The sequence below is a fragment of the Burkholderia sp. BCC1640 genome (assembly GCF_902833125.1).
In the GTDB taxonomy this organism is placed as follows: Bacteria; Pseudomonadota; Gammaproteobacteria; order Burkholderiales; family Burkholderiaceae; genus Burkholderia; species Burkholderia diffusa.
In genome coordinates, this window is the sequence record NZ_CADFEF010000029.1 from 58,065 (window position 1) to 82,317 (window position 24,253).

At 70.3% G+C, this 24,253-nt stretch carries 13 protein-coding genes; 12 read left to right on the top strand and 1 reads right to left on the bottom strand.

The window, feature by feature from the left end; genetic code table 11:
* The first annotated feature begins 309 nt into the window (after positions 1 to 309).
* From HWX25_RS26375 to HWX25_RS26425, 11 genes are all read left to right on the top strand, one after another.
* Positions 310 to 822 (top strand): fimbrial protein, encoded by a 513-nt coding sequence (locus HWX25_RS26375; RefSeq protein ID WP_059524437.1) that lies wholly within the window; start codon positions 310 to 312, stop codon positions 820 to 822.
* A 122-nt stretch (positions 823 to 944) separates the two neighbouring features.
* Entirely contained in the window at positions 945 to 3,398 is a 2,454-nt protein-coding gene (locus tag HWX25_RS26380; RefSeq protein ID WP_175911378.1) for a fimbria/pilus outer membrane usher protein, read from the top strand.
* A gap of 61 nt (positions 3,399 to 3,459) precedes the next feature.
* Positions 3,460 to 4,161, top strand: a complete 702-nt coding sequence (locus HWX25_RS26385; RefSeq protein WP_244138796.1) for a molecular chaperone — start codon at positions 3,460 to 3,462, stop codon at positions 4,159 to 4,161.
* Positions 4,158 to 5,180 (top strand): fimbrial protein, encoded by a 1,023-nt coding sequence (locus HWX25_RS26390; RefSeq protein ID WP_175911379.1) that lies wholly within the window; start codon positions 4,158 to 4,160, stop codon positions 5,178 to 5,180. The genes HWX25_RS26385 and HWX25_RS26390 overlap by 4 nt, the downstream gene beginning before the upstream one ends.
* A gap of 328 nt (positions 5,181 to 5,508) precedes the next feature.
* Positions 5,509 to 6,177 (top strand): RNA polymerase factor sigma-70, encoded by a 669-nt coding sequence (locus HWX25_RS26395; protein ID WP_059701243.1) that lies wholly within the window; start codon positions 5,509 to 5,511, stop codon positions 6,175 to 6,177.
* A 94-nt stretch (positions 6,178 to 6,271) separates the two neighbouring features.
* Positions 6,272 to 6,514: an MbtH family NRPS accessory protein gene (locus HWX25_RS26400; RefSeq protein WP_059510746.1), complete on the top strand. Its 243-nt coding sequence runs from the start codon at positions 6,272 to 6,274 to the stop codon at positions 6,512 to 6,514.
* Between the two features lie 45 nt (positions 6,515 to 6,559).
* Positions 6,560 to 7,579, top strand: a complete 1,020-nt coding sequence (locus HWX25_RS26405; protein ID WP_175911356.1) for a TauD/TfdA family dioxygenase — start codon at positions 6,560 to 6,562, stop codon at positions 7,577 to 7,579.
* Positions 7,569 to 8,420 (top strand): ABC transporter ATP-binding protein, encoded by an 852-nt coding sequence (locus HWX25_RS26410; RefSeq protein ID WP_175911358.1) that lies wholly within the window; start codon positions 7,569 to 7,571, stop codon positions 8,418 to 8,420. Before HWX25_RS26405 ends, HWX25_RS26410 begins: the two co-directional genes overlap by 11 nt.
* Complete coding sequence (gene fhuB, locus HWX25_RS26415; RefSeq protein WP_175911359.1) at positions 8,417 to 10,510, top strand: Fe(3+)-hydroxamate ABC transporter permease FhuB; 2,094 nt, start codon at positions 8,417 to 8,419, stop codon at positions 10,508 to 10,510. Before HWX25_RS26410 ends, fhuB begins: the two co-directional genes overlap by 4 nt.
* On the top strand, positions 10,507 to 11,307 hold the full coding sequence (fhuF, locus tag HWX25_RS26420; RefSeq protein ID WP_175911360.1) for a siderophore-iron reductase FhuF: 801 nt from the start codon (positions 10,507 to 10,509) through the stop codon (positions 11,305 to 11,307). The genes fhuB and fhuF overlap by 4 nt, the downstream gene beginning before the upstream one ends.
* Entirely contained in the window at positions 11,304 to 12,347 is a 1,044-nt protein-coding gene (locus HWX25_RS26425; protein ID WP_175911361.1) for an iron-siderophore ABC transporter substrate-binding protein, read from the top strand. The genes fhuF and HWX25_RS26425 overlap by 4 nt, the downstream gene beginning before the upstream one ends.
* A 213-nt stretch (positions 12,348 to 12,560) precedes the next feature.
* Here HWX25_RS26425 and HWX25_RS26430 read toward each other — a convergent pair whose 3' ends face one another.
* Complete coding sequence (locus HWX25_RS26430; protein ID WP_059691735.1) at positions 12,561 to 14,306, bottom strand: cyclic peptide export ABC transporter; 1,746 nt, start codon at positions 14,304 to 14,306, stop codon at positions 12,561 to 12,563.
* A gap of 271 nt (positions 14,307 to 14,577) precedes the next feature.
* Between HWX25_RS26430 and HWX25_RS26435 the strand changes: the two genes are divergently transcribed.
* Entirely contained in the window at positions 14,578 to 24,252 is a 9,675-nt protein-coding gene (locus tag HWX25_RS26435) for a non-ribosomal peptide synthetase (protein ID WP_175911362.1), read from the top strand.
* The last annotated feature ends 1 nt before the right edge of the window (position 24,253 follow it).

Sequence of the window (24,253 nt, forward strand, 5' to 3'; positions counted from 1 at the left end):
GAAAAGCCTTTCCCGACAAGGCGAAGTGGGGCGTCTGCATTCGAGAAAAAGAAATGTCTTTAATTTTCAGTCGGTTCCAGAGAATTAAAAAGGACTTCGGATGAAAATATCGGAATTGTGAATTTCGGGGAAAGAGTGCGTTTGAAGATGGGTGAATTGAAGATTGTCATGGGCGATTTGACAATGATTTACAGAATTCTTTCATTCCTATCTCGATAATGCCGCCTCGTGACGGACGGGAGCCAACCACACGCTGCCTTTTGTATCCGCCACGTCGTCATTCCCTTTGCAATTCACACGGAAAACGTCATGAAAAAATCCCTCCTGACCGCTGTCGCACTCGCAGCCCTGTCCACCTCGGCCTTCGCAGAGGGCACCGGCACGATCAACTTCACGGGCGAGATCGTCGCGGGCGCATGCGGCATCGATTCGGGTTCGGTCAACCAGACCGTGAACCTCGGCAAGGTGCCGACCCACACGTTCAAGCAGGCCGGCGACAAGTCCACGCCGACCAACTTCGACATCAAGCTGACCGACTGCGACACGAGCATCGCGCAGAACGCGTACTTCACGTTCACGGGCACGTCGAGCGCGGGCCAGCCGAAGCTGCTCGCCACGATCGGCTCGGCGACCAACGTCGGCATCCGCCTGCAGTCTGCGTCGGGTGAATACCTCGACAACGGCGCGGAGCAAAAGGCGCCGACCGTGCTGCAGAACGGCACGAACGTCGCACGCTTCGCGGCGATGTACGAAGCGACGGCAGCCGGCGTGACGCCGGGTACCGCCGACGGCGTCGCGAACTTCACGGTTCGCTACCAGTAAGCGTCCGTACCGGAGAAGGGGTGCGCGCACCCTTTCTCCGTCCTCGTTTCCTTCCCGCTTCCTTTTCCTCGGACTTCCGGTAGCGCCGCGTGCGAATCAGACATTCCTTCCTTTGCGTCTCCGTGCTGGTGGTCGGCAGCCAGAGCCATGCGACGGAATTCAATTCGTCGTTCCTCGACATCGACGGCACGAACAACGTCGACCTGTCGCAGTTCTCCCAGGCCGACTTCACGCTGCCGGGCGAATATATGCTCGACGTGCAGGTCAACGACCTGTTCTACGGGTTGCAGGCGATCCAGTTCATCGCACTCGATGCGTCCGGCGCCGGCAAGCCGTGCCTGCCGCCGGAACTCGTCGCGCAGTTCGGACTGAAGCCGTCGCTCGCGAAGGACCTGCCGCGCTTCCAGGGCGGCCGTTGCGTCGATCTCGGCGCGATCGAGGGGGCAACCGTGCGCTACCTGAAGAGCGACGGACGCCTCAAGATCACGATTCCGCAGGCCGCGCTCGAGTTCACCGATTCGACCTATCTGCCGCCGGAGCGCTGGTCCGAGGGGATTCCGGGCGCGATGCTCGACTATCGCGTGATCGCAAACACGAACCGCAGCTTCGGTGCGGGCGGCGCGCAGACGAATTCGATCCAGGCCTACGGCACGATCGGCGCGAACTGGGATGCGTGGCGTTTTCGCGGCGACTACCAGGCGCAGTCGAACGTGGGCAACACGGCGTACGCCGACCGCACGTTCCGCTTCAGCCGGCTTTACGCGTTTCGCGCGCTGCCGTCGATCCAGTCGACGGTGACGTTCGGCGACGACTACCTGAGCTCGGACATTTTCGACACGTTCGCGCTGACCGGCGCGTCGATCCGCAGCGACGACCGCATGCTGCCGCCTTCGCTGCGCGGCTATGCGCCGCTGATCTCGGGTGTCGCGCGCACCAATGCGACCGTGACCGTGTCGCAGGCGGGGCGCGTGCTCTACGTGACGCGCGTGTCGCCGGGCGCGTTCGCACTGCAAAACATCAACACGAGCGTGCAGGGCACGCTCGACGTCGCGGTCGAGGAAGAGGACGGCAGCGTGCAGCGCTTCCAGGTGACGACGGCCGCGGTGCCGTTCCTCGCGCGCACCGGACAACTGCGCTACAAGGCCGCCGTCGGCAAGCCGCGGCAGTTCGGCGGCGCAGGCATCACGCCGTTTTTCGGCTTCGGCGAAATCGCATACGGCCTGCCGCTCGACGTCACGGTGTACGGCGGCTTCATCGCGGCATCGGGCTATACGTCGATCGCGCTCGGCGTCGGCCGCGATTTCGGCACGTTCGGTGCGGTGTCGGCCGACGTCACGCATGCGCGTGCGCGGCTGTGGTGGAACGGCGCGACACGCAACGGCAACTCGTACCGCATCAACTATTCGAAGCACTTCGACGGGCTCGACGCGGACGTGCGCTTCTTCGGCTATCGCTTTTCCGAACGCGAGTACACCAACTTCGCGCAGTTCTCCGGCGACCCGACCGCGTACGGCCTCGCCAACAGCAAGCAGCGCTACTCGGCGACGATGTCGAAGCGCTTCGGCGACACGTCGACCTATTTCTCGTACGACCAGACGACCTACTGGGCGCGCTCGTCCGAGCAGCGCGTGGGCCTCACGCTGACGCGCGCGTTCTCGGTCGGCGCGCTGCGCAACCTGAACGTCAGCGTGTCGGCGTTCCGCACGCAGAGCGCGGGCGCGAGCGGCAATCAGTTTTCAGTGACGGCGACGCTACCGATCGGCGGCCGCCACACCGTCACGTCGAACCTGACCACGGGCAGCGGCAGCACGAGCGTGAACGCGGGTTACATCTACGACGATCCGGACGGTCGCACCTACCAGGTCAACGCAGGCGCGACCGACGGCCGCGCGGCAGCGAACGCGAGCTTCCGCCAGCGCACGTCGACGTATCAGCTGACCGCGCAGGCGTCCACGCTCGCCAACGCGTATGCGGCCGCGTCGCTCGAAGTCGACGGCTCGTTCGTCGCGACCCAATATGGCGTGTCCGCGCACGCGAACGGCAACGCCGGCGATACGCGCCTCCTGGTCTCGACCGACGGCGTGCCCGACGTGCCGCTGTCCGGCACGCTCACGCATACCGACTCGCGCGGCTATGCGGTGCTCGACGGGATCTCGCCGTACAACGTGTACGACGCGACCGTCAACGTCGAGAAGCTTCCGCTTGAAGTGCAGGTGTCGAACCCGATCCAGCGCATGGTGCTGACCGACGGCGCGATCGGCTTCGCGAAGTTCAACGTCGCGCGCGGCAGCAACCTGTACCTGACGCTGACCGACGCGGCCGGCAAGCCGCTGCCGTTCGGCGCGTCGGTGCAGGACGCGGCGAACGGCAAGGAGCTCGGCATCGTCGGCGAGGGCGGTGCGGCGTTCCTGACGCAGGTTCAGCCGAAATCCGCGCTCGCGGTGCGCGCGGGCGAGCGCACGTTGTGCACGGTGGACGCACTGCCCAACCAGCTTCAACTCGAAGGCACGCCGATTCCGGTGACGTGCCAGACGCCCGGCGAGTCGCATGCAGCGGCCGCACGGGCCGAACGATGATTTCACGGATCCAGCGATGAACCCAGCTTTCTCTCTTTCCTTCCTGCGACGCGCGTCGTGCATGCTGGCCGCGGCCGGCGCGCTGGCGGCCGGTGCCGCGCACGCGGCGATCGTGCCGGACCGCACACGCGTGATCTTCAACGAAGGCGAACAGGCCGCGATCGTCACCATCACGAACAAGAGCACGACGTATCCGTATCTCGTGCAGTCGTGGCTGGAGGACGCGAAGGGCAACAAGATCACGTCGCCGCTGATGGTCGTCCCGCCGCTGCAGCGCGTCGAGGCGAACGAGCGCAACGTGCTGCGCATCGCGAAGCTGCCGGGCACGGAGCTGCCGGCCGATCGCGAATCGGTCTTCTACCTGAACATCCGCGAAGTGCCGCCGAAGTCCGATACGCCGAACACGCTGCAGATCGCGCTGCATACGCAGATGAAGCTGTTCTACCGGCCGAAGGCCGTGCAGCCCGCCCGCGACGAGGACTGGACGCTGCCGATGACGCTGCGCGTCGATGCGGGGGCGCACAAGCTCGTGTTCGACAACCCGACGCCGTACCACGTGACGGTGATCGAGGTGACGGCGGGCGCGCAGAAGACGCCGGTGCCGATCGAGCCGGTGATGGTGAGCCCGATGAGCACGGCCGACGTGCCGTTCAAGGCGGCGACGCCGTCGACGCTGTTCGTCACGCACATCGACGATTACGGCGGCCAGGTGGCGGTCGAGTATGCGTGCGACGCCGGTGCGTGCAAGAGCGTGAAGCGATGAGCGGCGCGATGCGCGAACGGCGGTTGCCGGCGGCGTGGCTGCGCTGGCTCGTGCTCGCATTGCTGGTCGCGGCGGCGCAGCCGGCGTGGGCATTGCGATGCCTGACGAACAGCGGCGCGACCTCGCTGACCGAGCCGATCGGCGGCGTCGCGTCGTATCCGACCGACGCACCGGACGGATACGTGATCTGGGTGTCGCCGGTCCGCACCACGTCGGGGTATTGCTACAAGGACCTCGGCGATTCGGACAGCTTGAAAGTCGTCGACAACATCTATTTCTACGCGAACCCGAATCGCACGAACCCAGCCGCGTGGGGGCTGGAAATCGGCATCCGCTACAAGGGCATCGACTACTTCGACAAGACGAGCAACCGCGGCGGCGGGGTGTTCACCGGCTATTCGGTGCCGCCGTGCAGCAGGTACGACTTCGATCGCGGGCGTTGCCAGCAGACCCGCATCAGCATCGACTACCAGGTCGTCGTGCGCAAGAAGGGCAACTGGGTCCAGCCGCCGAGCGATATCTACACGGTATTCCAGTTCGACGGCGAGTTCGGGCTGAATGCGTACAACCCGAGCTTCCAGTACCGCCTGAGTGGCCTGCGCAACCTCAAGCCGACGCCGTGCTTCGTCGACGTGCTCGTGACGCCCGAACCGGGCATCGTCAATTTCGGACAGGTGCAGGCCGTCGGCAACGGCTTCATGCCGGCGGTGCCGCGCAAACGGTTTTCGTTGTCGTTGACCAAGAAATGCAACGTGGCGGTACGCGTCGACGGGTACTTCGAAACGAGCTATCCGGTTCAGAACGGCTTGCTGGTGCCGGCGAAGGACAGCAATTTCGGGATCGGCATCGAGGACAGCCAGGGCAAGGCCATTCCATTCAACCAACAGTTCAACCTCGCGCAGTTTCCGTCCAACGTCATGAACCAGAGCGTATTGATGGACGCGGTGCTGAAGTCGTTCGGGCCGCCGAAGATCGGGCGGTTCGATGCGACGGCGACGATTCGGTTGTTCATCTACTGACGCGATCGGCGCGAGCGCGGCTCGACGCACGGCACGTACATCATGAAAAAACGCCGGCATGCCGGCGTTTTTTTCAGACTCGCGGCGCGCAGCTCGAAGCGTTCGGCGACACATTTCGTGATGTGCAATGCGCTTCGGCAGCGGCCGGGGCATTCCGTGGTGTCTTCGCCGAGATCCTGTCGTTCGGCCTGTCCAGTTCGCCAAAACACGGATTCCGCCAATTGATCAGACAAATCCTGATAACTGGAAGGGACATTCGGTAATCGGATTGAGAATGATTTGCGTTTACGTTAAATTGCGCTATCTCGAAATCTGACGGAGCAGATCGATGGCTATGGCGGAAGTGCTCGAACGACCGGCAGCGGCAACGGCGAACCCGTTCCTCGGCAGTTATCCGGACCGGCCGTCGCGCCCCGCGCCGCGTGCGCGCCGTACCGCCGAGCCGCATGCGCAGGGCGCGCTGCTCGACGTGCTGATTTCCCATCGCGCGATGCTCGTCAACGTCGCGCGCGGCTTCGTCGGTTGTGCGAGCCGCGCCGAGGACGTCGTACACGACGTGTTCGTGAAGCTCGTCGAATTCCCGAACCAGGACGCGGTTCGCCAGCCGGTCGCGTACGTGACGCGGATGGTGCGCAACGCATCGATCGACGCATGCCGCCGGCAAAGCCTCGAGAACGTCTATCACACGGAAGAGGACGACGGCTTCGACGTGCCGTCGCCGGAACCGACGCCCGAAGCCGCGCTGATGACGCGCGACACGCTGCGCCGCGTGTGGGCCGCGCTCGACGACCTGCCGGCGCGCAGCCGCGCGGCGTTCGAGATGGTGCGGCTGCGCGAGGAAACGCTGCAGACCGCGGCGCGCGCGCTGAACGTGTCGCAAACGCTCGTGCATTTCATGGTGCGCGACGCGGAGCGGCACTGCGCGGAATGCCTCGACGCGTGCCATCGCGGCGACGCGTGTCCGGCGTTCCTCGGCGGCCGCGCGCGGCGCCGGTAAAAAAACGCGCCGGCCAATCGTCTTCAAGACAGGAGCGGCCGATCCGACGATTCGCCGCTTCGCCTCCCTCAACCGCCTCCCGCTTTTTTCGATCATGACGCAAGCCACGACGCCTTCCGCCGACACCGACGACCTCGTCTACACGGTCGTCATCAACGACGAAGAACAGTATTCGATCTGGCCGACGTTCCGGCCCGTGCCGGCCGGCTGGCGCGAGGTCGGCGTGCGCGGCCCGAAGGCCGACTGCCTCGCGCACATCGAGACCGTCTGGACCGACATGCGCCCCGCGAGCCTGCGCCGCGCGATGGACGGCGATCGCGCGACGCGCGCGTCGTGACCCGCTGCGCCGCGTGCGCGGCGCGCCACCTGAAGAGGACGTTGCATGACCTTGCTTTCGTTGCCGACGCTCGACGACCTGCGTATCGAGCCGGGGCTGCCCACCGTCGTGTCGCCGCGCGGCGCCGACGGCATGTCGATCGACGAGATCGCGCCGCTCGCGCATGCGATCGCGGCCGACACGCTCGAACGGGCGGGCGGTGTGCTGTTCACGGGCTTTCACGTGCCGTCGATCGATGCGTTCCAGCAGTTCGCGGCGTCGTTCGGCGATCCGCTGATCGGCTACGAATACGCGTCGACGCCGCGCAGCCAGGTCGAAGGCGCCGTCTACACGTCGACCGAATACCCGCCGCATCGCGCGATTCCGCTGCACAACGAGCAGTCGTACACGCGCGAGTGGCCGCTGCGGATCTGGTTCCATTGCGCGCTCGCGGCGCCGAAGGGCGGTGCGACGCCGATCGCGGACAGCCGCGCCGTCTATCGCGCGCTCGATCCGGCGCTGGTCGCGCGCTTCGAGCAGCGCGAGCTGCTGTACGTGCGCAATTTCGGCCAGGGGCTCGACCTGCCGTGGCAGCAGTCGTTCGGCACGGACGAGCCGGCCGAGGTCGAGCGGATGTGCGCGGCGCGCGGAATCGAATGCGCATGGCGCACCGATGACGACGGCGAACTGCTGTTGCGCACGCGCGAACGCTGCCAGGCCGTCGCGCGCCATCCGCGCACCGGCGAGCGCGTGTGGTTCAACCAGGCGAACCTGTTTCACCTGTCCGCGCTCGACGACGACATGCAGGAAGCGCTCGTCGACGCGGTCGGGCTCGAGAACGTGCCGCGCAACGTGTATTACGGCGACGGCGCGCCGCTCGAGGCCGACGCGCTCGCGGAAATCCGCGGCGTGCTCGATCGCCAGCGCATCGTGTTCCCGTGGCGGACGGGCGACGTGCTGATGCTCGACAACATGCTGACCGCGCACGCACGCGACCCGTTCGACGGGCCGCGCAAGGTGGTCGTCGCGATGGCGCAAAGTTATGCGGTCCCGCGCGCGGCCGAACGGAGGACCGATGACGCGTAGTCCCGCCGCGCTCGCCGCGCGCGGATTGACGGTGGGTTATCGCGACCATGTCGTGATCGACGGGCTGGACCTGTCGATCGCGGCCGGCCGCGTGACGGCGCTGTGCGGCCCGAACGGCTGCGGCAAGAGCACGCTGCTGCGCACCCTCGCGGGCCTGCAGCCTGCGCGTGCGGGCCACATCGACGTGAACGGCACGCCGCTCGCGTCGTTTCGCCGTCGCGCGCTCGCGCGCGAGCTGACGATGCTCGCGCAGTTCAATCAGATTCCGTCGGGGCTGACGGTGCGCGAGCTGGTCGCGTACGGCCGCTACGCGTATGGCGGTTTCCTGCGCGGGTTGTCGCGCGCCGACCATGCGGCGATCGACGAGGCGCTCGACACGAGCGGCCTCGCCCGCGACGCCGAGCGTGACGTCGGCGCGCTGTCGGGCGGCGAGCGGCAACGCGCGTGGATCGCGATGGCGCTCGCGCAGCAGGCGCCGATCGTGCTGCTCGACGAGCCGACGACCTATCTCGACATCCATCACCAGCTCGACATCCTCGATGCGCTGCGCGCGCTGAACCGCGCACGCGGGCTGACGATCGTGTGGGTCCTGCACGACCTGAACCAGGCGGCCGCATACAGCGACGACATCGTGCTGATGCGTGCCGGCCGCCTCGTCGCGCAGGGCTCGCCCGACGCGATGCTGGAACCGGCGCGGCTGCGCGCGGCGTTCGGCGTCGACATGCTGAAGCTCGCGCATCCGCAAACGGGCGCGCCGATGTGCGTGCCGGCCTACGGGCCGCCGGCATCCGGCACGGCGGGCGCGTTCGATCGCGCCGTTCAACGGGATATCGCCGTATGACGACGTTCGCGATGCGCAAGCGGCTCGCGGCGAGCGGGCAGGGCGCGGCATCCGGCCGCCGTGCCGGCGCGCTCGCGTTCGGCCTCGTCGCGTTGATCGCGGCGCTGGCCGTGTTGCGCGTTGCACCGGACCTGCGCGTATGGTGGAACGCGGTGCCCGGCAGCGACGCCGCCGCGCTCGCGGGCGTGTTCCTGTTCGACCTCAACCTGCCGCGTGTCGCGGCCGCGCTCGTCGCGGGCGGCTGCCTCGGCATCGCGGGCGCGCTGTTCCAGTCGCTCACGCGCAACCCGCTCGCGTCGCCCGACCTGCTCGGCGTGACGGGCGGCGCCCAGCTCGGCCTGCTCGCCGCGATGCTGGTGCCGGCGCTCGCTGGTGTCGCGTCGGTGCCGCTGCTGTTCGTGTGCGGGCTGATCGCCGCCGCGTGCGCGATCGTCGCGGCGGGCGGCTGGCGCGCGACGCCGCTGCGGCTCGTGCTCGCGGGCAGCGTCTGCATGCTGCTGTTCGCGGCGCTGTCGACGCTCGTGCTCGCGTTTTTCGAGCAGAACATCGCGGGCGCGGCGCTGTGGACCAACGGCAGTCTCTATCAACCCGGCGCGACCGGGCTCGCGCTCGCCGCGCGCTGGCTCGTCGTGCCGCTGCTGGCGCTGCCGTTCGTGATCCGGCCGCTGAATCCGCTCGCGCTCGGCGACGAGGCGGCGGCCGCGGCCGGCGTGCGCGTCGACGCGGCGCGGCTCGCCGCGACGATCGTCGCGGTCGCGTTCACGAGCGTGGCCGTCAGCATCGCCGGCCCGCTGTCGTACGTCGGGCTCGTCGCGCCGAACCTGCTGCGCCAGGTGCGCGGCGCACGCGCGGCCCGGCTCGGCGTGCTGGCGCCGCTGTCGGCGCTCGCGGGCGGCGCGCTCGTGCTCGTCACCGACAGCGCGGTGCTCGCGTCGGGCCTCGACGCGACGCTGTCGACCGGCGTCGCGATCGCGCTCGTCGGCACGCCGCTGATGCTCGCGATGATCCGGCGCGGCGCCGCATGGTCGGGCGTGCTGCACGCACAAGCCGAACGCGCGGCCGGCAGCGGGTCGACGCGGATGGTCGCCTGGCTCGAACGGCTCGGCTGGCCGCTGCGCACCGCGTTGTTCGTCGTGGCCGGCGGGCTAGTCGTGTGCGTCGGCGTGTCGGCCGGTCCCGAATGGCTGTCGCCGGCACGCTGGTCCGCCGCGCTGTCGGGTCACGATGCCGTCGCGCGGATGCTGATCGACCTGCGCATGCCGCGGCTGCTGTGCGCGCTTCTCGCGGGTGCGCTGCTGGCCGTGAGCGGGGTCGCGATGCAGAGCGTCGTGCGCAACCCGCTCGCGGGGCCCGAAGTGCTCGGCGTCACGCAGGGCGCGGGGCTCGTCACGCTGTTCGCGCTGTCGACGTGGCCGCTGATGGGGCACGTGACGCTCGGCGTGGCCGCGTTGATCGGCGGTGCGCTGTCGCTCGCGATCACGCTCGTGCTGAATCACCGGCATCGTTACGCGCCGCTCGCGGTCGCGCTGACCGGCATCGTGATCGGCGCGTTGTGGACCACGCTCGCGCAATGGCTGATCACGCAGGAAAGCGTGCAGCCCGCGCGCTTCGTCGTGTGGCTCGTCGGCGGCACCTATGGCCGCGGGTGGGGCGAGGTGTCGATGCTGCTGCCGTGGTGCGTGCTCGCGGTCCCCGTATTCGCATGGCTCGCGCGGCCGCTCGACATGCTCGCGCTCGGCGACGACCAGGCGGCCGCGCTCGGCCTGCCGGTCGCCGCGCTGCGGCCGCTCGCGCTGACGATCGCGACGCTCGCCGCCTGCGCGGCCGTCGCGGCGGTCGGGCCGGTCGGCTTCATCGGGCTGATGGCGCCGCACGTCGCGACGATGCTCGGCGCGCGCCGGCACCGCACGCGGCTGTGGCTTGCGGCCGCATGCGGCGCGCTGATCCTCGGGTGCGCCGACCTGGCCGCCCGCACGGTTGTCGCGCCGCGCGAAGTGCCCGCCGGCGTGCTGACCGCGCTGATCGGCGCGCCGTATCTGCTCGGGCTGCTGATCCTCGAGGGGCGCCGCGCCCGGCGCGCGGGGCGATGACGCCGGCGCTCGACGGTGCACGCGCCACGCGCTTTTCCGAGTTCGCGCCCGAACCGTTTGCCGAGCATCTCGACGCGGTGTGGCTCGGGATGCCCGACGACGCGCACGCGCCGGGCCGGATCGTCGTGCCCGTCGGCGCGCTGCCCGATCATCGCGATGCGCTGCTCGACGCGATGGTCCGTCACTACGGCGGCGATCCGGCGCTGCACGCGCGTGCGCTGATGTCGCAATGGAGCAAGTACTACTTCGGCCGCGCGGCGCCTGCCGGCGTGGTCGCCGCGCTGACGCTGGGCCGGCCGCTCGACATGGCGCCGGAGCGCACGTTCGTCGCGCTCGACGACGGGATGCCGGCCGCGCTGTATTTCGCGCCGGACGCGCTCGGCGCGCCGTGCGTCGCGCCCGCGCCGCGCTACGCGGGGCTCGTCGCGCATCTCGGCGCGGTGATCGACCTGCTCGCGGCGATGGGCCGCGTCACGCCGCGCGTGCTGTGGAGCAACGCGGGCAACCTGCTCGACTATCTGCTCGACGCGTACCGTTCGCTGCCATGCGCGGCCGATCCCGCTCGCGATGCCGACTGGCTGTTCGGCGCGTCCTGCGTCGACGGCGAGCCGAATCCGCTGCGCCTGCCGGTGCGCGACGCCGTGCCGCGCTCGCCGCTGCTGCCGACGCCGTTTCGCGCGCGCCGCGTGTGCTGCCTGCGCTATGAAATTCCTGGAGAAACGCAACTGTGTGGAAGCTGCCCGCTGCTATTGACGATGGACGACGCGACGCTGGCCGAGCAGGACGCGATCCGGTGACGCCGGCACCGCATGCCGGCCGTCGCCATGCGCTCGGCGCACTGGCCGCGCTCGGCGTCGCATGCTGCGGCGCGCTGGCCGCGCCGGCCGCCGCGATCGCGAACGACGCGCGCGGCGGGCAGGGCGGCATGCCTTCTCAACCGGGCCGCTTGCTTGCCGGCAACCCCGTCGTATCGCAGGCGAGCGCGACGATGCCCGTGCGGCCACAACGCGTGGTCGCGCTCGACTTCATGTTCGCCGAAAGCGTGATCGCGCTCGACATCGTGCCGGTCGGCATGGCCGATACCGCGTTCTATCCGGGTTGGCTCGGCTACGAGAGCGACCGGCTCGCGCACGTGACCGACATCGGCTCGCGTCAGGAGCCGGGGCTCGAGGCGATCGCCGCGGTGAAGCCCGACCTCATCATCGGCGTCGGCTTCCGGCATGCGCCGATCTTCGCCGCGCTTGACCGGATCGCGCCGACGATTCTGTTCCAGTTCAGCCCGAACGTGTCGGAAGACGGCGTGCCCGTCACGCAGCTCGACTGGATGCGCCAGATCTTCCGGACGATCGGCACCGTCACCGGGCGCGAAGCGCGCGCAAAGGCGGTCGAAGCACAGCTCGACGCGGGGATCGCGCGCAACGCATCGCGGCTCAGGGCGGCGGGACGCGGCGGCGAACGCATCGCACTGCTGCAGGATCTCGGGTTGCCCGATCGTTACTGGGCGTATACCGGCAACAGCACGTCGGCGGGCCTCGCGCGCGCGCTCGGGCTCGACCCGTGGCCGAAGAAGCCGACGCGGGAAGGCACGCTTTACGTGACGTCCGCCGATCTGCTTCGGCAACGCGATCTCGCCGTGCTGTTCGTCACCGCGACGGGGATGGACGTGCCGCTGTCGTCGAAACTCGATTCGCCGGTGTGGCGTTTCGTGCCTGCGCTGCGTGAACGCAGGATCGCGCTCGTCGAACGGAACATCTGGGGGTTCGGCGGCCCGATGTCGGCGCTGAAGCTGGCCGACGTGATGACCGATACGCTGCTGAAGCTGCCGGCCATGCGCTGAACGCGCGGCTTGTCGCTCGCGGGCAGGGCAGCGCGTGAACGAAAGTCGCGCAGGCATTCGTTTGTCGCGGCATCCCGGCGGTGTTACGCATATACCAGTACACCGAACGATATTTCATTCCTGCTTTTCCAATCCCTTCCACTCCGCCGAACCGAACACCAGCCGCCTGCGCGCGGCAATCGCGGCACGCAGGCGGCCGGTGTTCACGCATGCTTACGCGCTGAGCGCATCGGCGCCATCCCGTGCGCGTGACCGCGCGGGCGTCGTGTCGCTGACGATCTGTCCGTTGTCGAGCTTCAGCAGGCGGTCGGCGAGATCGAAATAGCGATCGTCGTGCGTGATCACGATCACGGCCTTGCCGCGCGCGCGCAGTTCGGGCAGCAGCTGCTCGTAGAACACCGCCTTGAACGACGGATCCTGGTCGGCCGCCCATTCGTCGAACAGGTAGAACGGCCGGTCTTCCAGATACGCGACGACGAGCGCGAGCCGCTTGCGCTGCCCGGTCGACAGCGCGCGGTTCGAGAACGCGCCGTCGACGACCTTCACCTTGTGATCGAGCGCGAGCTTCGCGACCAGCGCGTTCGCGCGCGCATCGGCCTGCGCACGCGCCGGATCGTCGGGATCGACGATGCCGAGCAGCGCATCGAACAGATGGAAGTCGTTGAACACCGCGCTGAAGCGTTGCCGGTACGCGGCGCGCTCGCGCCAGCCGATCGTCCGGCCGTCGACCTCGATCGCGCCTTCCTCCGGCTCGTAGAGCCCCGTCAGGACCTTCGCGAGCGTCGTCTTGCCGCTGCCGTTGCCGCCGACGATGAACACGAGCTCGCCCGGCCGGATCGTCAGGTCGATCGGCCCGATTCGGAACATCCGTTCGTCGCGCTCGTGGAAATACGCGTGCGTGACGCCGCGCAGCGTGACGGCGCCAGCCGGCGGCACGTCGGGGGCGTCGCTGGCGGGCGGCACCGTGCGCAGCGCGCCGAACTCGGCCATCACGCCCTCGATGCGCCCGAGCGACACGCGCGCCGCATTGACGGTCGGCAGGTTGTTCAGCAGCCCGTCGAGCGGCACCAGCATGAACAGGAACACGACGACGTAGCCGGCCGCCGTGCCTGCATCCGCATGCACGCCGAGCTGCGGCCAGAACGCGGCTGCGCCGAGGAATACGTAGAACAGGAAGATGATCCAGCCGACGCCGACCGCATATGCGCTGAACGCGCGGCGGCGATGGTCGCGCACCTCGCCGATCGCCGCGCCGAGCTGGCCGTCGACGAACTGGCGCGCGCGCGCGTCGTGCAGCTTCAGTTCCTTCGCGCCGGAGAACAGCGAGCCGAGATAGCCGAACAGGCGATCCTGCGCCTGGCCGGCCGCCTCGAGCGACGCGATCGCGCGGCGGTCGCCGGTGTGATAGCCGAGCGAGCCCGCGACGATCGCGGTCAGCGCGAGCAGGCACACGGGCCACGACAGCCACGCGAGATAGCCGAGGCAGCCGAACACGATCGAGCCGTGCATCACCAGGTTCGGCAGCGCGAAGAACAGCATCGACACGTTGGTCGCGTCGTCGGTCAGCACCGACTGCACGGGCGCCGCGCCGATCCGCTCTATGTCGCGCAGCTCGGCCGCGCCGACGCGCCGCGCGAGATGCACGCGCAGCCGCGCCATCGTGTCCTGCGACAGCCGGGCGAACAGCGTGCCCGACACGATGCGCGTAACGAGCGCGATCACCGCGCACAGCGCGAAGCGCCACGCGAGCGACGCGTCGGCCGCGCCGGGCGTCGCGAGCGCGCGGTTCAGCGTCGCGACGAGCAGCACGCTCGCGACGCCGTTGAGCACGCAGGCGACGAGCGCCAGCGCGAGCGATGCGCGGCTTTCGCGCAGCAGCGCGAGGATCAGGCGGGCCGCGGGGCGGCCGGGGGAGGCGTCGAGGGACGGCGGGGAAGCAGGCTCGTGGGCGGCGGTCATCGGCAACGTCGGTAAATGAAGGGCAGGCAAATATGCGGAAACGGCGAGATTGATGCGAAAGCAGCGCGCCGGACGGGCCCGGTCGCGGCTTTCCTCCCTGATAGACGAACGGGCCGCGCAAATATTTAGCGGTGCCTTCAAAAAATGCATCCGTTCTGGCTTTGCGCGCAAAACGGTAAAAAATCGGCCGCGCCGTTCGTCACACCAGTGAAGCCGCCCCATGCGGCCCCGAGACTTGGCCGAAGCGGCCGGACCGAAGGACTTCACGCATATGACGAGTTTCCCGACTGCGCTGCATCACCGAATTCGCGAACTGGCGCGCCGCGCGCCCGACGCACCCGCGCTCGCCGCGCCTTTCCAGAACGACCTGCGCCTGTCGCGCGGCGCGCTCGATGCGCGTGCGTCGCACCTTGCGCGGCAGTTGCGCGCGGCCGGTGTCGGCGCGGAGGTGCGGGTGGGCGTCTGCGTCGAACGCTCGTGCGAGCTGTTCGTCGCGCTGCTTGCCGTGCTGAAGGCGGGCGGCGTATTCGTGCCGCTCGACCCGCGTCATCCGGCCGCGCGTCTGGACTGGATCGTCCGCGATGCGCAACTGCGCCACGGGATCGTCGACGCGGCCGGCCGCGCGGCGCTCGGCGCGCCGTTCGAACACGCGTTCGACGCTATGTCCGCGGATGCGGCGGCCGCCGCCGTCGTCGACGACGAGGACGTGCCGGTGCATCCGCGCTCGGCGGCCTACATGATCTATACGTCGGGCTCGACCGGCATGCCGAAGGCGGTGGTCGTCGAGCACGGGCCGCTCGCCGCGCATTGCGACGCGCTCGCGGCCGCGCTGCCGATCGAGGGCGGCGACCGCCTGTTGCATTTCGCGTCGGTCAATTTCGACGCGGCGCACGAATGCTGGCTCGCGCCGCTCGCGGTCGGCGCGAGCGTGACGATTGCGCCGCCGCAGCCGTTCGCGCCGGACGCCGCCCATGCGCTGATGGTGAGTGAATCCATCAGCGTCGCCGCGTTTCCGCCCGCGTATCTGCGCGAATTCGCGGCCGTCGCCGCGCGCGACGGCGTGCCGCCGGCATTGCGCGTGCTCGCGTTCGGCGGCGAGGCGCTGCCGCAACAGGCATTCGAATTCGTGCGCCGCACGTTCCCGTCGGTTCGCCTGATCAACGGCTACGGGCCGACCGAGGCCGTGATCTCCCCGATGCTGTGGCCGGTCGAGCCGGGCGAAATGCCGGTGCTGGCCGATGACGATGCGTATGCATCGCTGCCGATCGGTCGCGCGATCGGCCCGCGCGTCGCGCGCATCGATGGCGGCGAGTCCGGCGAACCGGGCGAGGGCGGCGAGCTGCTGCTCGGCGGCGTATGTCTCGCGCGCGGCTATCACGGCCGCCCGGCGCTGACGGCCGAACGCTTCATTCCCGATGCGCACGGCGAACCCGGTGCCCGCGTGTACCGCACCGGCGACCTCGCTCGTCTGCGTGCCGATGGCGCGTTCGATTATCTCGGCCGTCTCGACGACCAGGTCCAGGTGCGCGGCGTGCGTGTGGAGCCCGCGGAAATCGCCGCGTGCTTGCGCGCGCATCCGGCGGTGGCCGACGCGGCCGTGATCGCCGAAACCGGCAACGGGCCGACGCGGCTGATCGCGTGCGTCGCGCTGCGCGCGGCCGCCGACGATGCGGCGCTGAAGGCGCACGTGGGCGCGCAGTTGCCCGCCGCGTGGCAGCCGCACCGGTTCGTGCGCTGCGACGCGCTGCCGTACACGCTGAACGGCAAGATCGACCGCGCTGCGCTACGCGAGCGCATCGCCGCCGCCCGCGACACCGAACGGCCCGCGGGCGACGTCCCGCGCACGCCGACCGAGCAGCAGATCGCCGGCGTCTGGCAAACGCTGCTCGGCCTCGACGCGACGCCGTCGCGCGACGACCGCTTCTTCGTGCTGGGCGCCGATTCGCTCGCCGCGATGCAACTGCAGGCCGCGATCCGCGCCGCGTTGCGCGTGAACCTGCGGCTCGACACGCTGTTCGCCGATCCGGCGCTGGCGGAGCTGGCCGCGCACGTCGATCGCGCGGAACGCGAAACGGGCGCGCCGCTGGCCGCGATTGCCGCACGCCGCGCGCCGGCCGATTCCGCCGCATCGAGCGCCCCGTACGTCGACCGCACCGCATCGCTCGCACAGCAGCGCTTCTGGGTGCTCGCGCAAACGCGCGACGCCAGCACCGCGTATCACATCGCCGCGCACTGGACGATCGACGGCGTGCTCGACCGCGCCGCATTGCAGCGCGCGCTCGATCACGTGATCGAACGGCACGACGCATGGCGCACGACCCTCGTCGACAACGACGACGGCATCGTGATGCAGCGCATCCATGCCCGCTTGCCGGTCACGATCGCGACGCTCGACTTGCGCGACCAGCCGCCGGCCGCGCGCGACGCGCAAGCCGCGCGCCTCGCCGAGCGCGACGCCGGCACGCCGTTCGATCTGTCGAACGGGCCGCTGCTGCGCGCGACGCTCGTCGCGCTCGCCGACGACCGCCACCGCCTGCTGCTGACCGCGCATCATGCGATCACCGACGGCTGGAGTTCGCGCTGCGCATTCGACGAGCTGTCGGCTGCGTACCGCGCGTATGCGGAAGGCCGCGAACCGTCGTTGCCGGCACTGCCGATCCAGTACGCCGACTACGCGGACTGGCAGCGCGACATGCTCGCCGGCGGCGAAGGCGAGCGTCAGCTCGACTACTGGCGCGGCGCGTTGCGCGACGTGCCGGGCCCGCTCGCACTGCCGGTCGACCGCCAGCCCGGCGCGACGCGCACGCTGCAGGGCGCACGCGTGTCGGTCCGCCTGCCCGACGCGGTCGCTGCCGACGTCCGGCGTCTCGCGCGCGACGCACAGGCCACGGTCTTCACGGTGCTGCTGGCCGCGCTCGACGCATGGCTGTCGCGCGTGACCGGCGAGACCGACGTGGTCGTCGCGGTGCCGGTCGCGCATCGCCAGCGCCCGGAAACGCGTGCGCTGCTCGGGCTGTTCCTGAATACGGTCGCGCTGCGCGTGCGGGTGGCGCCGACGCTGCCGTTCCGCGCGCTGGTCGACGCGGCACGCACGGCGGCGCTCGATGCGGTCGCGCACCAGGACGTGCCGTTCGAGCGCGTCGTCGATGCAGTGAAGCCGCCCGTCAAGCGCGGCGATGAATGGCTGCGCGTGAAATTCGCGCAGCAGTTCGATGCGCGGCACGACAGCGTGCTGCCGGGCGCGACCGCGGTTGCGACGCCGGGGCCCGATCTCGCCGCGCGCTTCGACTTCGCGCTGGATTTCACCGACGACGCGCACGGCATCGAACTGGTCGCCGCCTATGCGACCGACTGCATCGATGCCGGCACCGCGCGCGCGTGGCTCGACAGCTATGCGGCGCTCGTTGCGTCCGCCGCGCATGAACCGCATCGCACGACAGCCGCGCTGCCGTGCGATGCGTCGCCGGTGTCGCGCCAGCCGCGCGACGGCCGCGCGCTGAACGTCGAACACGCCGACATCGTCGCCGCCTTCGCGCGGCAGGCTGCCGCGTATCCCCATCGCGTCGCGCTCGCCGATGCGTCGGCATCGCTGACGTTCGCCGAGCTCGACGATGCGTCGAACCGCATCGCGCATGCGCTGAAGCTGCGCGGCGCGACGGCAGAAGCACCCGTCATCGTCTGCATCGAGCGTTCGGTCCGCTTCGTCGTCGGTTTGCTCGGCGCGCTGAAAGCCGGCGCGCTGGCCGTGCTGCTCGACCCGGCTCAGCCGGCCGCACGCGTCGCAGCCGCGGCCGCCGATTGTGGTGCACGCTGGGCGCTCGTCGCGCAGGGTCGGGATGTGGCCGCGTGGCCGGCCGGCAATGCCGCGCAGCCGCTCGATGTCGACGCGCTCGCACAGGACGCGACGCTCGCGCATGCGGCCGGCATCCGCGTCGCGCCGCATTCCGAGCAGGGCGCCTATCTGATCTACACGTCGGGTTCGACCGGCACGCCGAAGGGCGTCGTCGTGTCGCACGGCGCACTGGCCGACTACGTACAGGGGATGCTCGACGAACTCGCGTTCGCACCGGACGCATCGTTCGCGATGGTGTCGACCGTCGCCGCCGACCTCGGCCACACGACGCTGTTCGGTGCGCTGTGCGCGGGCCGCACGCTGCACCTGCTGCCGGCCGCGTGCGCGTTCGATCCGGACCTGTTCGCACACGAGATGCGCCGCCGCGACGTCGGCGTGCTGAAGATCGTGCCGAGCCACCTGCAGGCGCTGCTCGATGCGCGCGTGCCGGCCGACGTGCTGCCGCGCCACGCGCTCGTGACCGGCGGCGAAACGCTGACGTGGGCGCTCGTCGCGCGCCTGGCCGCGCTCGCGCCGGCCTGCCGCGTGATCAACCATTACGGGCCGACCGAAGCGACCGTCGGCGCGATCGCGTGCGACACCGCGTCGATCGGCGCCGATGCGCGCGATCCCGCGATCGGCGTGCCGCTCGGCCTGCCGCTGCCGAATGCGCGCGCGCTGGTGCTCGACGCATTCGGCGCGTGCGTGCCGGCCGGTGCAACGGGCGAACTGTATCTGGGCGGGCCGGGCGTGGCGCGCGGCTACCTGAACCGGCCGGCGCAGACCGCCGAGCGCTTCGTGCCCGACCCGTTCACGCCCGGTGCGCGCCTGTATCGCACCGGCGACCGCGTGCGCCTGCGCGCGGACGGCCGTCTCGCGTTCCTCGGCCGCATCGACGACCAGGTGAAGATTCGCGGCTATCGCGTGGAACCGGGCGAGGTGAGCGCGGCGGTACGCGCGACCGGCCCGATCGCGCAGGCCGAGACGCTCGCGATCGAGCACGACGCCCGCCTGCGGCTCGCGACGTTCGTCGTGATGCGCGACGGCGCGGCATTCGACGAGCCCGCCATGCGCGCGGCACTCGGCGCGACGCTGCCCGACTACATGGTGCCCGCGCAGTTCGTCGCGCTCGCGCGCCTGCCGGTGACCGCGAACGGCAAGATCGATCGCGCGGCGCTGCGCGAACTGGCCGCCGCGCCGGTGGCGGTTGCCGCCGGCGACGCGCCGCAGGGCCCGGTCGAAACGGCGCTCGCCGAAGTCTGGCAGGCGGTGCTGAAGGCGCCGCACGTCGGCCGCGACGACAACTTCTTCGAGCTCGGCGGCGATTCGATTCTGGTGCTGCAGGTGATCGCACGCGCCCGCAAGCGCGGCGTGCGCTTCACGCCGAAGCAGTTGTTCGACGGCCCGACGGTCGCCGAACTCGCGCGCATCGCGAAAACCGGGGACGTCGCCGCCGCGCCGTCGGCGCCGGCTCAGGCCGCAACGGCTGCCGCAGCGGCGATCCTGACGCCGGCACAGCAGCGCTTCTTCGCGCTCGACGTGCCGCATCCGGGCCACTGGAACCAGTCGGTCGCGTTCGACGTGCGTGGCCCGTTCGACGCCGATGCGTTCGCACGTGCATTCGACGCGCTGCTCACGCATCACGACGCGTTCCGCCAGCGCTTCGCACGCGGCGCCGACGGCCACTGGCACGCGATTGATGCAGCGAAACCGTACGACGCGCTTCCGTTCGTCGACGTCTCCGCGTGCGACGAAGCCGACGCGCTGGCGCGCTTCGACGCGTTGCAGCGCCGCCTCGATCTCGGCCGCGGGCCGCTCGCGTGCGCATGTGCGGCGCGGCTGCCGGACGGCGCGACGCGGCTGTATCTGGCGATTCATCACGCGATCGTCGACGGCGTGTCGTGGCGCATCCTGCTCGACGACCTGGACGCCGCGTATCGCGCCGCATGCGAGCGCACGCCGGTGCGCCTGTCCCAGCCGGGCTTGCGTGCGGATGCCTGGGCCGCGCGCCTCTCACGTGCCGCGACGGATCCGGCATCGCCGTTCGCCGCCGAAACGGCTTACTGGGCCGGCATGGCGGAGGGCGACGATCTCGTGCCGGATCATCCCGACGCACCGGCGACGAACGCCGACGCGGCCGTCGTCGTGCAGACGATCGACGCGGCGCTGACCCGCGCCGCGCTGACCGACGCGCACGCCGCGTATCGCACGCAGACGATCGAACTGCTGGGGGCGGCGCTCGCGCTGGCGCTGGCCGGGGCCAGCGGCGCCGCGTCGTGCCGCGTCGAACTCGAAGGGCATGGCCGCGAGGCGCTGTTCGACGACGCGGACGCGAGCCGCACGATCGGCTGGCTGACGAGCCACTATCCGGTCACGCTGCCCATCGAAGCCACCGCGCGCGACACGCTGTGCGCCGTCAAAGACACGCTGCGCGCGGTGCCGCACAAGGGGCTCGGCTTCGGTGTGCTCGCGCACTACGGCGACGCGGCGACGCGTGCGGCGCTGGCCGCCGTGCCGCGTCCGCGCGTCACATTCAACTATCTCGGCCAGTTCGACGCACCGCGCGACGCGACGCTCGTGCCGCGCTTCGGCGGCACCGGCATCGAGCGCGACCCGCAAGGGCCGCTCGGCAACACGCTCGCGATTCACGCCTACCTCGATACCGACCGCGACGGCGCACGCACGCTGAAGGTTCACTGGGTCTACGGCGCGCCGCAGTTCGCGCGCGCGACGATCGATGCATTCGCGGATCGCTTTGCCGCCGCGCTGCGCGAACTCGCCGACGCATGCGCAGCGCGTGTCGCGCATCGCGGCGGCGGTGCGACGCCGGGCGATTTTCCGCTCGCCCGGGCCGCCGGCCTCACACAGGCCGCGATCGAGCGCGCACCGCTCGACTGGCGCACGATCGACGACGTGTATCCGCTGTCGCCGATGCAGCAGGGGATCCTGTTCCATGCGCTGTTCGCGCCGGGTCATGCAAGCTACGTGAACCAGCTCGTCGCGACCGCGACGGCGCTCGATGCCGACCGGCTCGCGGCCGCGTTCGCAGCGTCCATCGCACGCCACGACATCCTGCGCACCAGCGTGATGCCCGACGAGGCCGCACCGCTGCAATGCGTGCATCGCCACGCGCGGATGCCGGTCGAACAGCTCGACTGGCGCATGCGCGGCGACACGCTGGACACCGATTTCGACGCGTGGCTCGCGGCCGACCGCGCCCGCGGCTTCGACTGGCGCGAGCCGCCGCTGATGCGGATCACGCTGATCCGCATGACGGACGACGCGTGGCGCGTCGTGTGGACGCGCCACCACGTGCTGCTCGACGGGTGGAGCACGGCGCGCCTGCTTGCCGACGTGCTGCGCGACTATCGCGACCCCGACGCGGTATCGCCGTTCGCGAGCCGCCCGGCGCTGCGCTATCGCGACTTCATCGCGTGGCTCGGCACGCGCGACCGCGAGGCCGACGAGCGCTTCTGGACCGGGCGGCTTGCGCGTCTCGACGCGCCGACATTGATCGCCGAGCGCGCGGCCGACCGCGCGGATGCGCAGATGGTCACGTGGCGCGCGACGATCGACGCGGCTGCGACGACGCGTGTCGCGCAAACGGCGCGTGCGCTGAAGCTGACCGTCAACACGCTGGTGCAGGGCGCCTGGGCGCTCGCGCTGCAGCGCATGACGCATCAGCCGGCCGTCGCGTTCGGCGCGACCGTCGCGGGCCGTCCCGATGCGCTCGCGGACGTCGACACGGTGCTCGGCCTCTTCATCAACACGCTGCCCGTCATCACCGCACCCGCGCCGCAACAATGCGCGGCCGACTGGCTGCAGACGCTGCAGCGCGAAAACGCAGCTGCGGCCGAGCATGCGCACACGCCGCTCGCCGACATCCAGCGCTGGGCACGCGGCGCCGGCGGCGCACTGTTCGACACGCTCGTCGTGTTCGAGAACTATCCCGTTGACGACACGGCGCACGACGCCGATCCGCGCGCGCTCGCACTGAGCGGCGTGCGCAGCATCGAGTCGACCGACTTCGCGCTGACGCTCGTGATCGAGAGCGGCGCCGAACTGACGATCGACTACGGCTACGACACCGCGCGCGTGGATACGCACCAGGTCGAACGCTGGCACCGCGCGTTCGCGTGCGCGCTCGATGCGCTGGCCCGCACGCCGGACGCGCTGCTCGGCACGCTGTCGATCGCCGACGACGCGACGCGCGACGCACTGGCGCGCGCGCAGGACACCGCGCGGACGTGGCCGGACGCGCAACGCCAACCGCTGCATCTGCAATTCGCGGCCGCCGCACGGGCGACGCCCGACGCGATCGCGCTCGAGCACGCGGATGCCGACGGTGACGTGCAGCGCGCGACCTATCGCGAGCTCGACCTGAGCACGACGCGCGTCGCCGCCGCATTGCACCGGCGCGGCGTGCGGCCCGACACGCCGGTTGCGCTGTGCGTCGAGCGTTCGTTCGACATGGTGACGGCGCTCGTCGGCGTGCTGAAGGCCGGCGCCGCTTACCTGCCGGTCGATCCCGACTATCCGGCCGAGCGCATCGCGTACCTGCTGCGCGACGCGCGGCCCGCGGTCGCGATCACGCAGACGCATCTGCGCGCGCAAGTCGAGGCCGCGCTCGGCGACGACGCGACGACGCAACTGCTGACGGTGGCCGATCTGCTCGAGGACGAGGCGGGCGAAGTGGACGCCCCCGCCGACTATGCAACCGACATCGACGAGGCACAGCTCGCCTACCTGATCTATACGTCCGGCTCGACCGGCAAGCCGAAGGGCGCCGGCAACTCGCACGGCGCGCTCGCGAACCGCATCGCGTGGATGCAGCACGCGTACCGGCTGACGCGCGACGACGTCGTGCTGCACAAGACGCCGTTCGGCTTCGACGTGTCGGTGTGGGAATTCGTGTGGCCGCTCGCGACCGGCGCGAAGCTCGCGATCGCCGCGCCCGGCGACCACCGCGATCCGGCCCGCCTCGCGGCGGCGATCCATGCGCACGGCGTGACGGTGCTGCACTTCGTGCCGTCGATGCTGGCCGCGTTCGCCGCGTATCTCGACGATTTTTCCGCCGCCGCGCAATGCGACAGCGTGCGCCTGATCGTCGCGAGCGGCGAGGCGCTCGCGCCCGAACTCGTCGCGAAGGTCGCGCGCCTCGTGCCGAACGCGACGCTCGTGAACCTGTACGGGCCGACGGAAGCCGCCATCGACGTGTCGCACTGGACCTGCGGCCCCGACGACGCCAGCGCCGTCGCGGTGCCGATCGGCCATCCGATCGCGAACCTGCAGCTGCACGTGCTCGACGCGGCCTGGCAGCCCGTGCCGGCCGGCGCGACCGGCGAACTGTATCTGGCGGGCGCGGGCCTCGCGCGCGGCTATCTCGGCCGCCCGGGGCTGACGGCCGAGCGTTTCGTGCCCGATCCGTTCGTGCCGGGCGCCCGCATGTATCGCACCGGCGACCTCGCACGGCGTCGCGCCGATGGCGCGCTCGACTACCTCGGCCGCGTCGACACGCAGGTGAAGCTGCGCGGCCAGCGGATCGAGCCGGGCGAGATCGAGGCGCTGCTGCGCGCGGCGCCCGGCGTGCACGACGCGGTCGTGATCGTGCGCGACGCGCAGCTGATCGGCTATGTCGCACGTGGCGACGCGGGGCCGCTCGACCGTGCAGCCTTGCTGGATTCACTGCGCGCACAGTTGCCTGCCTACATGGTGCCGTCGCAGCTGATCGAACTCGACGCGCTGCCGGTCACGCCGAACGGCAAGTGCGACCGCCATGCGCTGCCCGCGCCGGTGCGCGAAGCGGCTGCGGCCGTTGAACTCGCGACCGACACGCAGCGCGCGCTCGCGGCGATCTGGCAGCGCGTGCTGCACGTGGACGCGATCGGCCGCGACGACGATTTCTTCCAGCTCGGCGGCCACTCGCTGCTCGCGACGCAAGCGCATGCGCAGGCGAACCTGCACTGGGGCCTCGCGCTGCCGCTGCGCACGCTGTTCGACACCCGCACGCTCGCACGCTGCGCGGACGCGATCGACGCGGCCTGCGCGGCACGCGGCGAGACCGACGCGGCGAGCGCGATCGATGCGCTGCTCGGCGAACTGGAAACCCAATAAG

Bases quoted from the DNA above. Each gene is read 5' to 3' on its own strand.
- HWX25_RS26405 (WP_175911356.1), top strand. From the start codon at position 6,560: ATGACCTTGCTTTCGTTGCCGACGCTCGACGACCTGCGTATCGAGCCG.
- HWX25_RS26395 (WP_059701243.1), top strand. From the start codon at position 5,509: ATGGCTATGGCGGAAGTGCTCGAACGACCGGCAGCGGCAACGGCGAAC.
- HWX25_RS26385 (WP_244138796.1), top strand. From the start codon at position 3,460: ATGCTGGCCGCGGCCGGCGCGCTGGCGGCCGGTGCCGCGCACGCGGCG.
- HWX25_RS26375 (WP_059524437.1), top strand. From the start codon at position 310: ATGAAAAAATCCCTCCTGACCGCTGTCGCACTCGCAGCCCTGTCCACC.
- HWX25_RS26435 (WP_175911362.1), top strand. From the start codon at position 14,578: ATGACGAGTTTCCCGACTGCGCTGCATCACCGAATTCGCGAACTGGCG.
- HWX25_RS26410 (WP_175911358.1), top strand. From the start codon at position 7,569: ATGACGCGTAGTCCCGCCGCGCTCGCCGCGCGCGGATTGACGGTGGGT.
- HWX25_RS26430 (WP_059691735.1), bottom strand. From the start codon at position 14,306: ATGACCGCCGCCCACGAGCCTGCTTCCCCGCCGTCCCTCGACGCCTCC.
- fhuB (WP_175911359.1), top strand. From the start codon at position 8,417: ATGACGACGTTCGCGATGCGCAAGCGGCTCGCGGCGAGCGGGCAGGGC.
- HWX25_RS26390 (WP_175911379.1), top strand. From the start codon at position 4,158: ATGAGCGGCGCGATGCGCGAACGGCGGTTGCCGGCGGCGTGGCTGCGC.
- HWX25_RS26400 (WP_059510746.1), top strand. From the start codon at position 6,272: ATGACGCAAGCCACGACGCCTTCCGCCGACACCGACGACCTCGTCTAC.
- fhuF (WP_175911360.1), top strand. From the start codon at position 10,507: ATGACGCCGGCGCTCGACGGTGCACGCGCCACGCGCTTTTCCGAGTTC.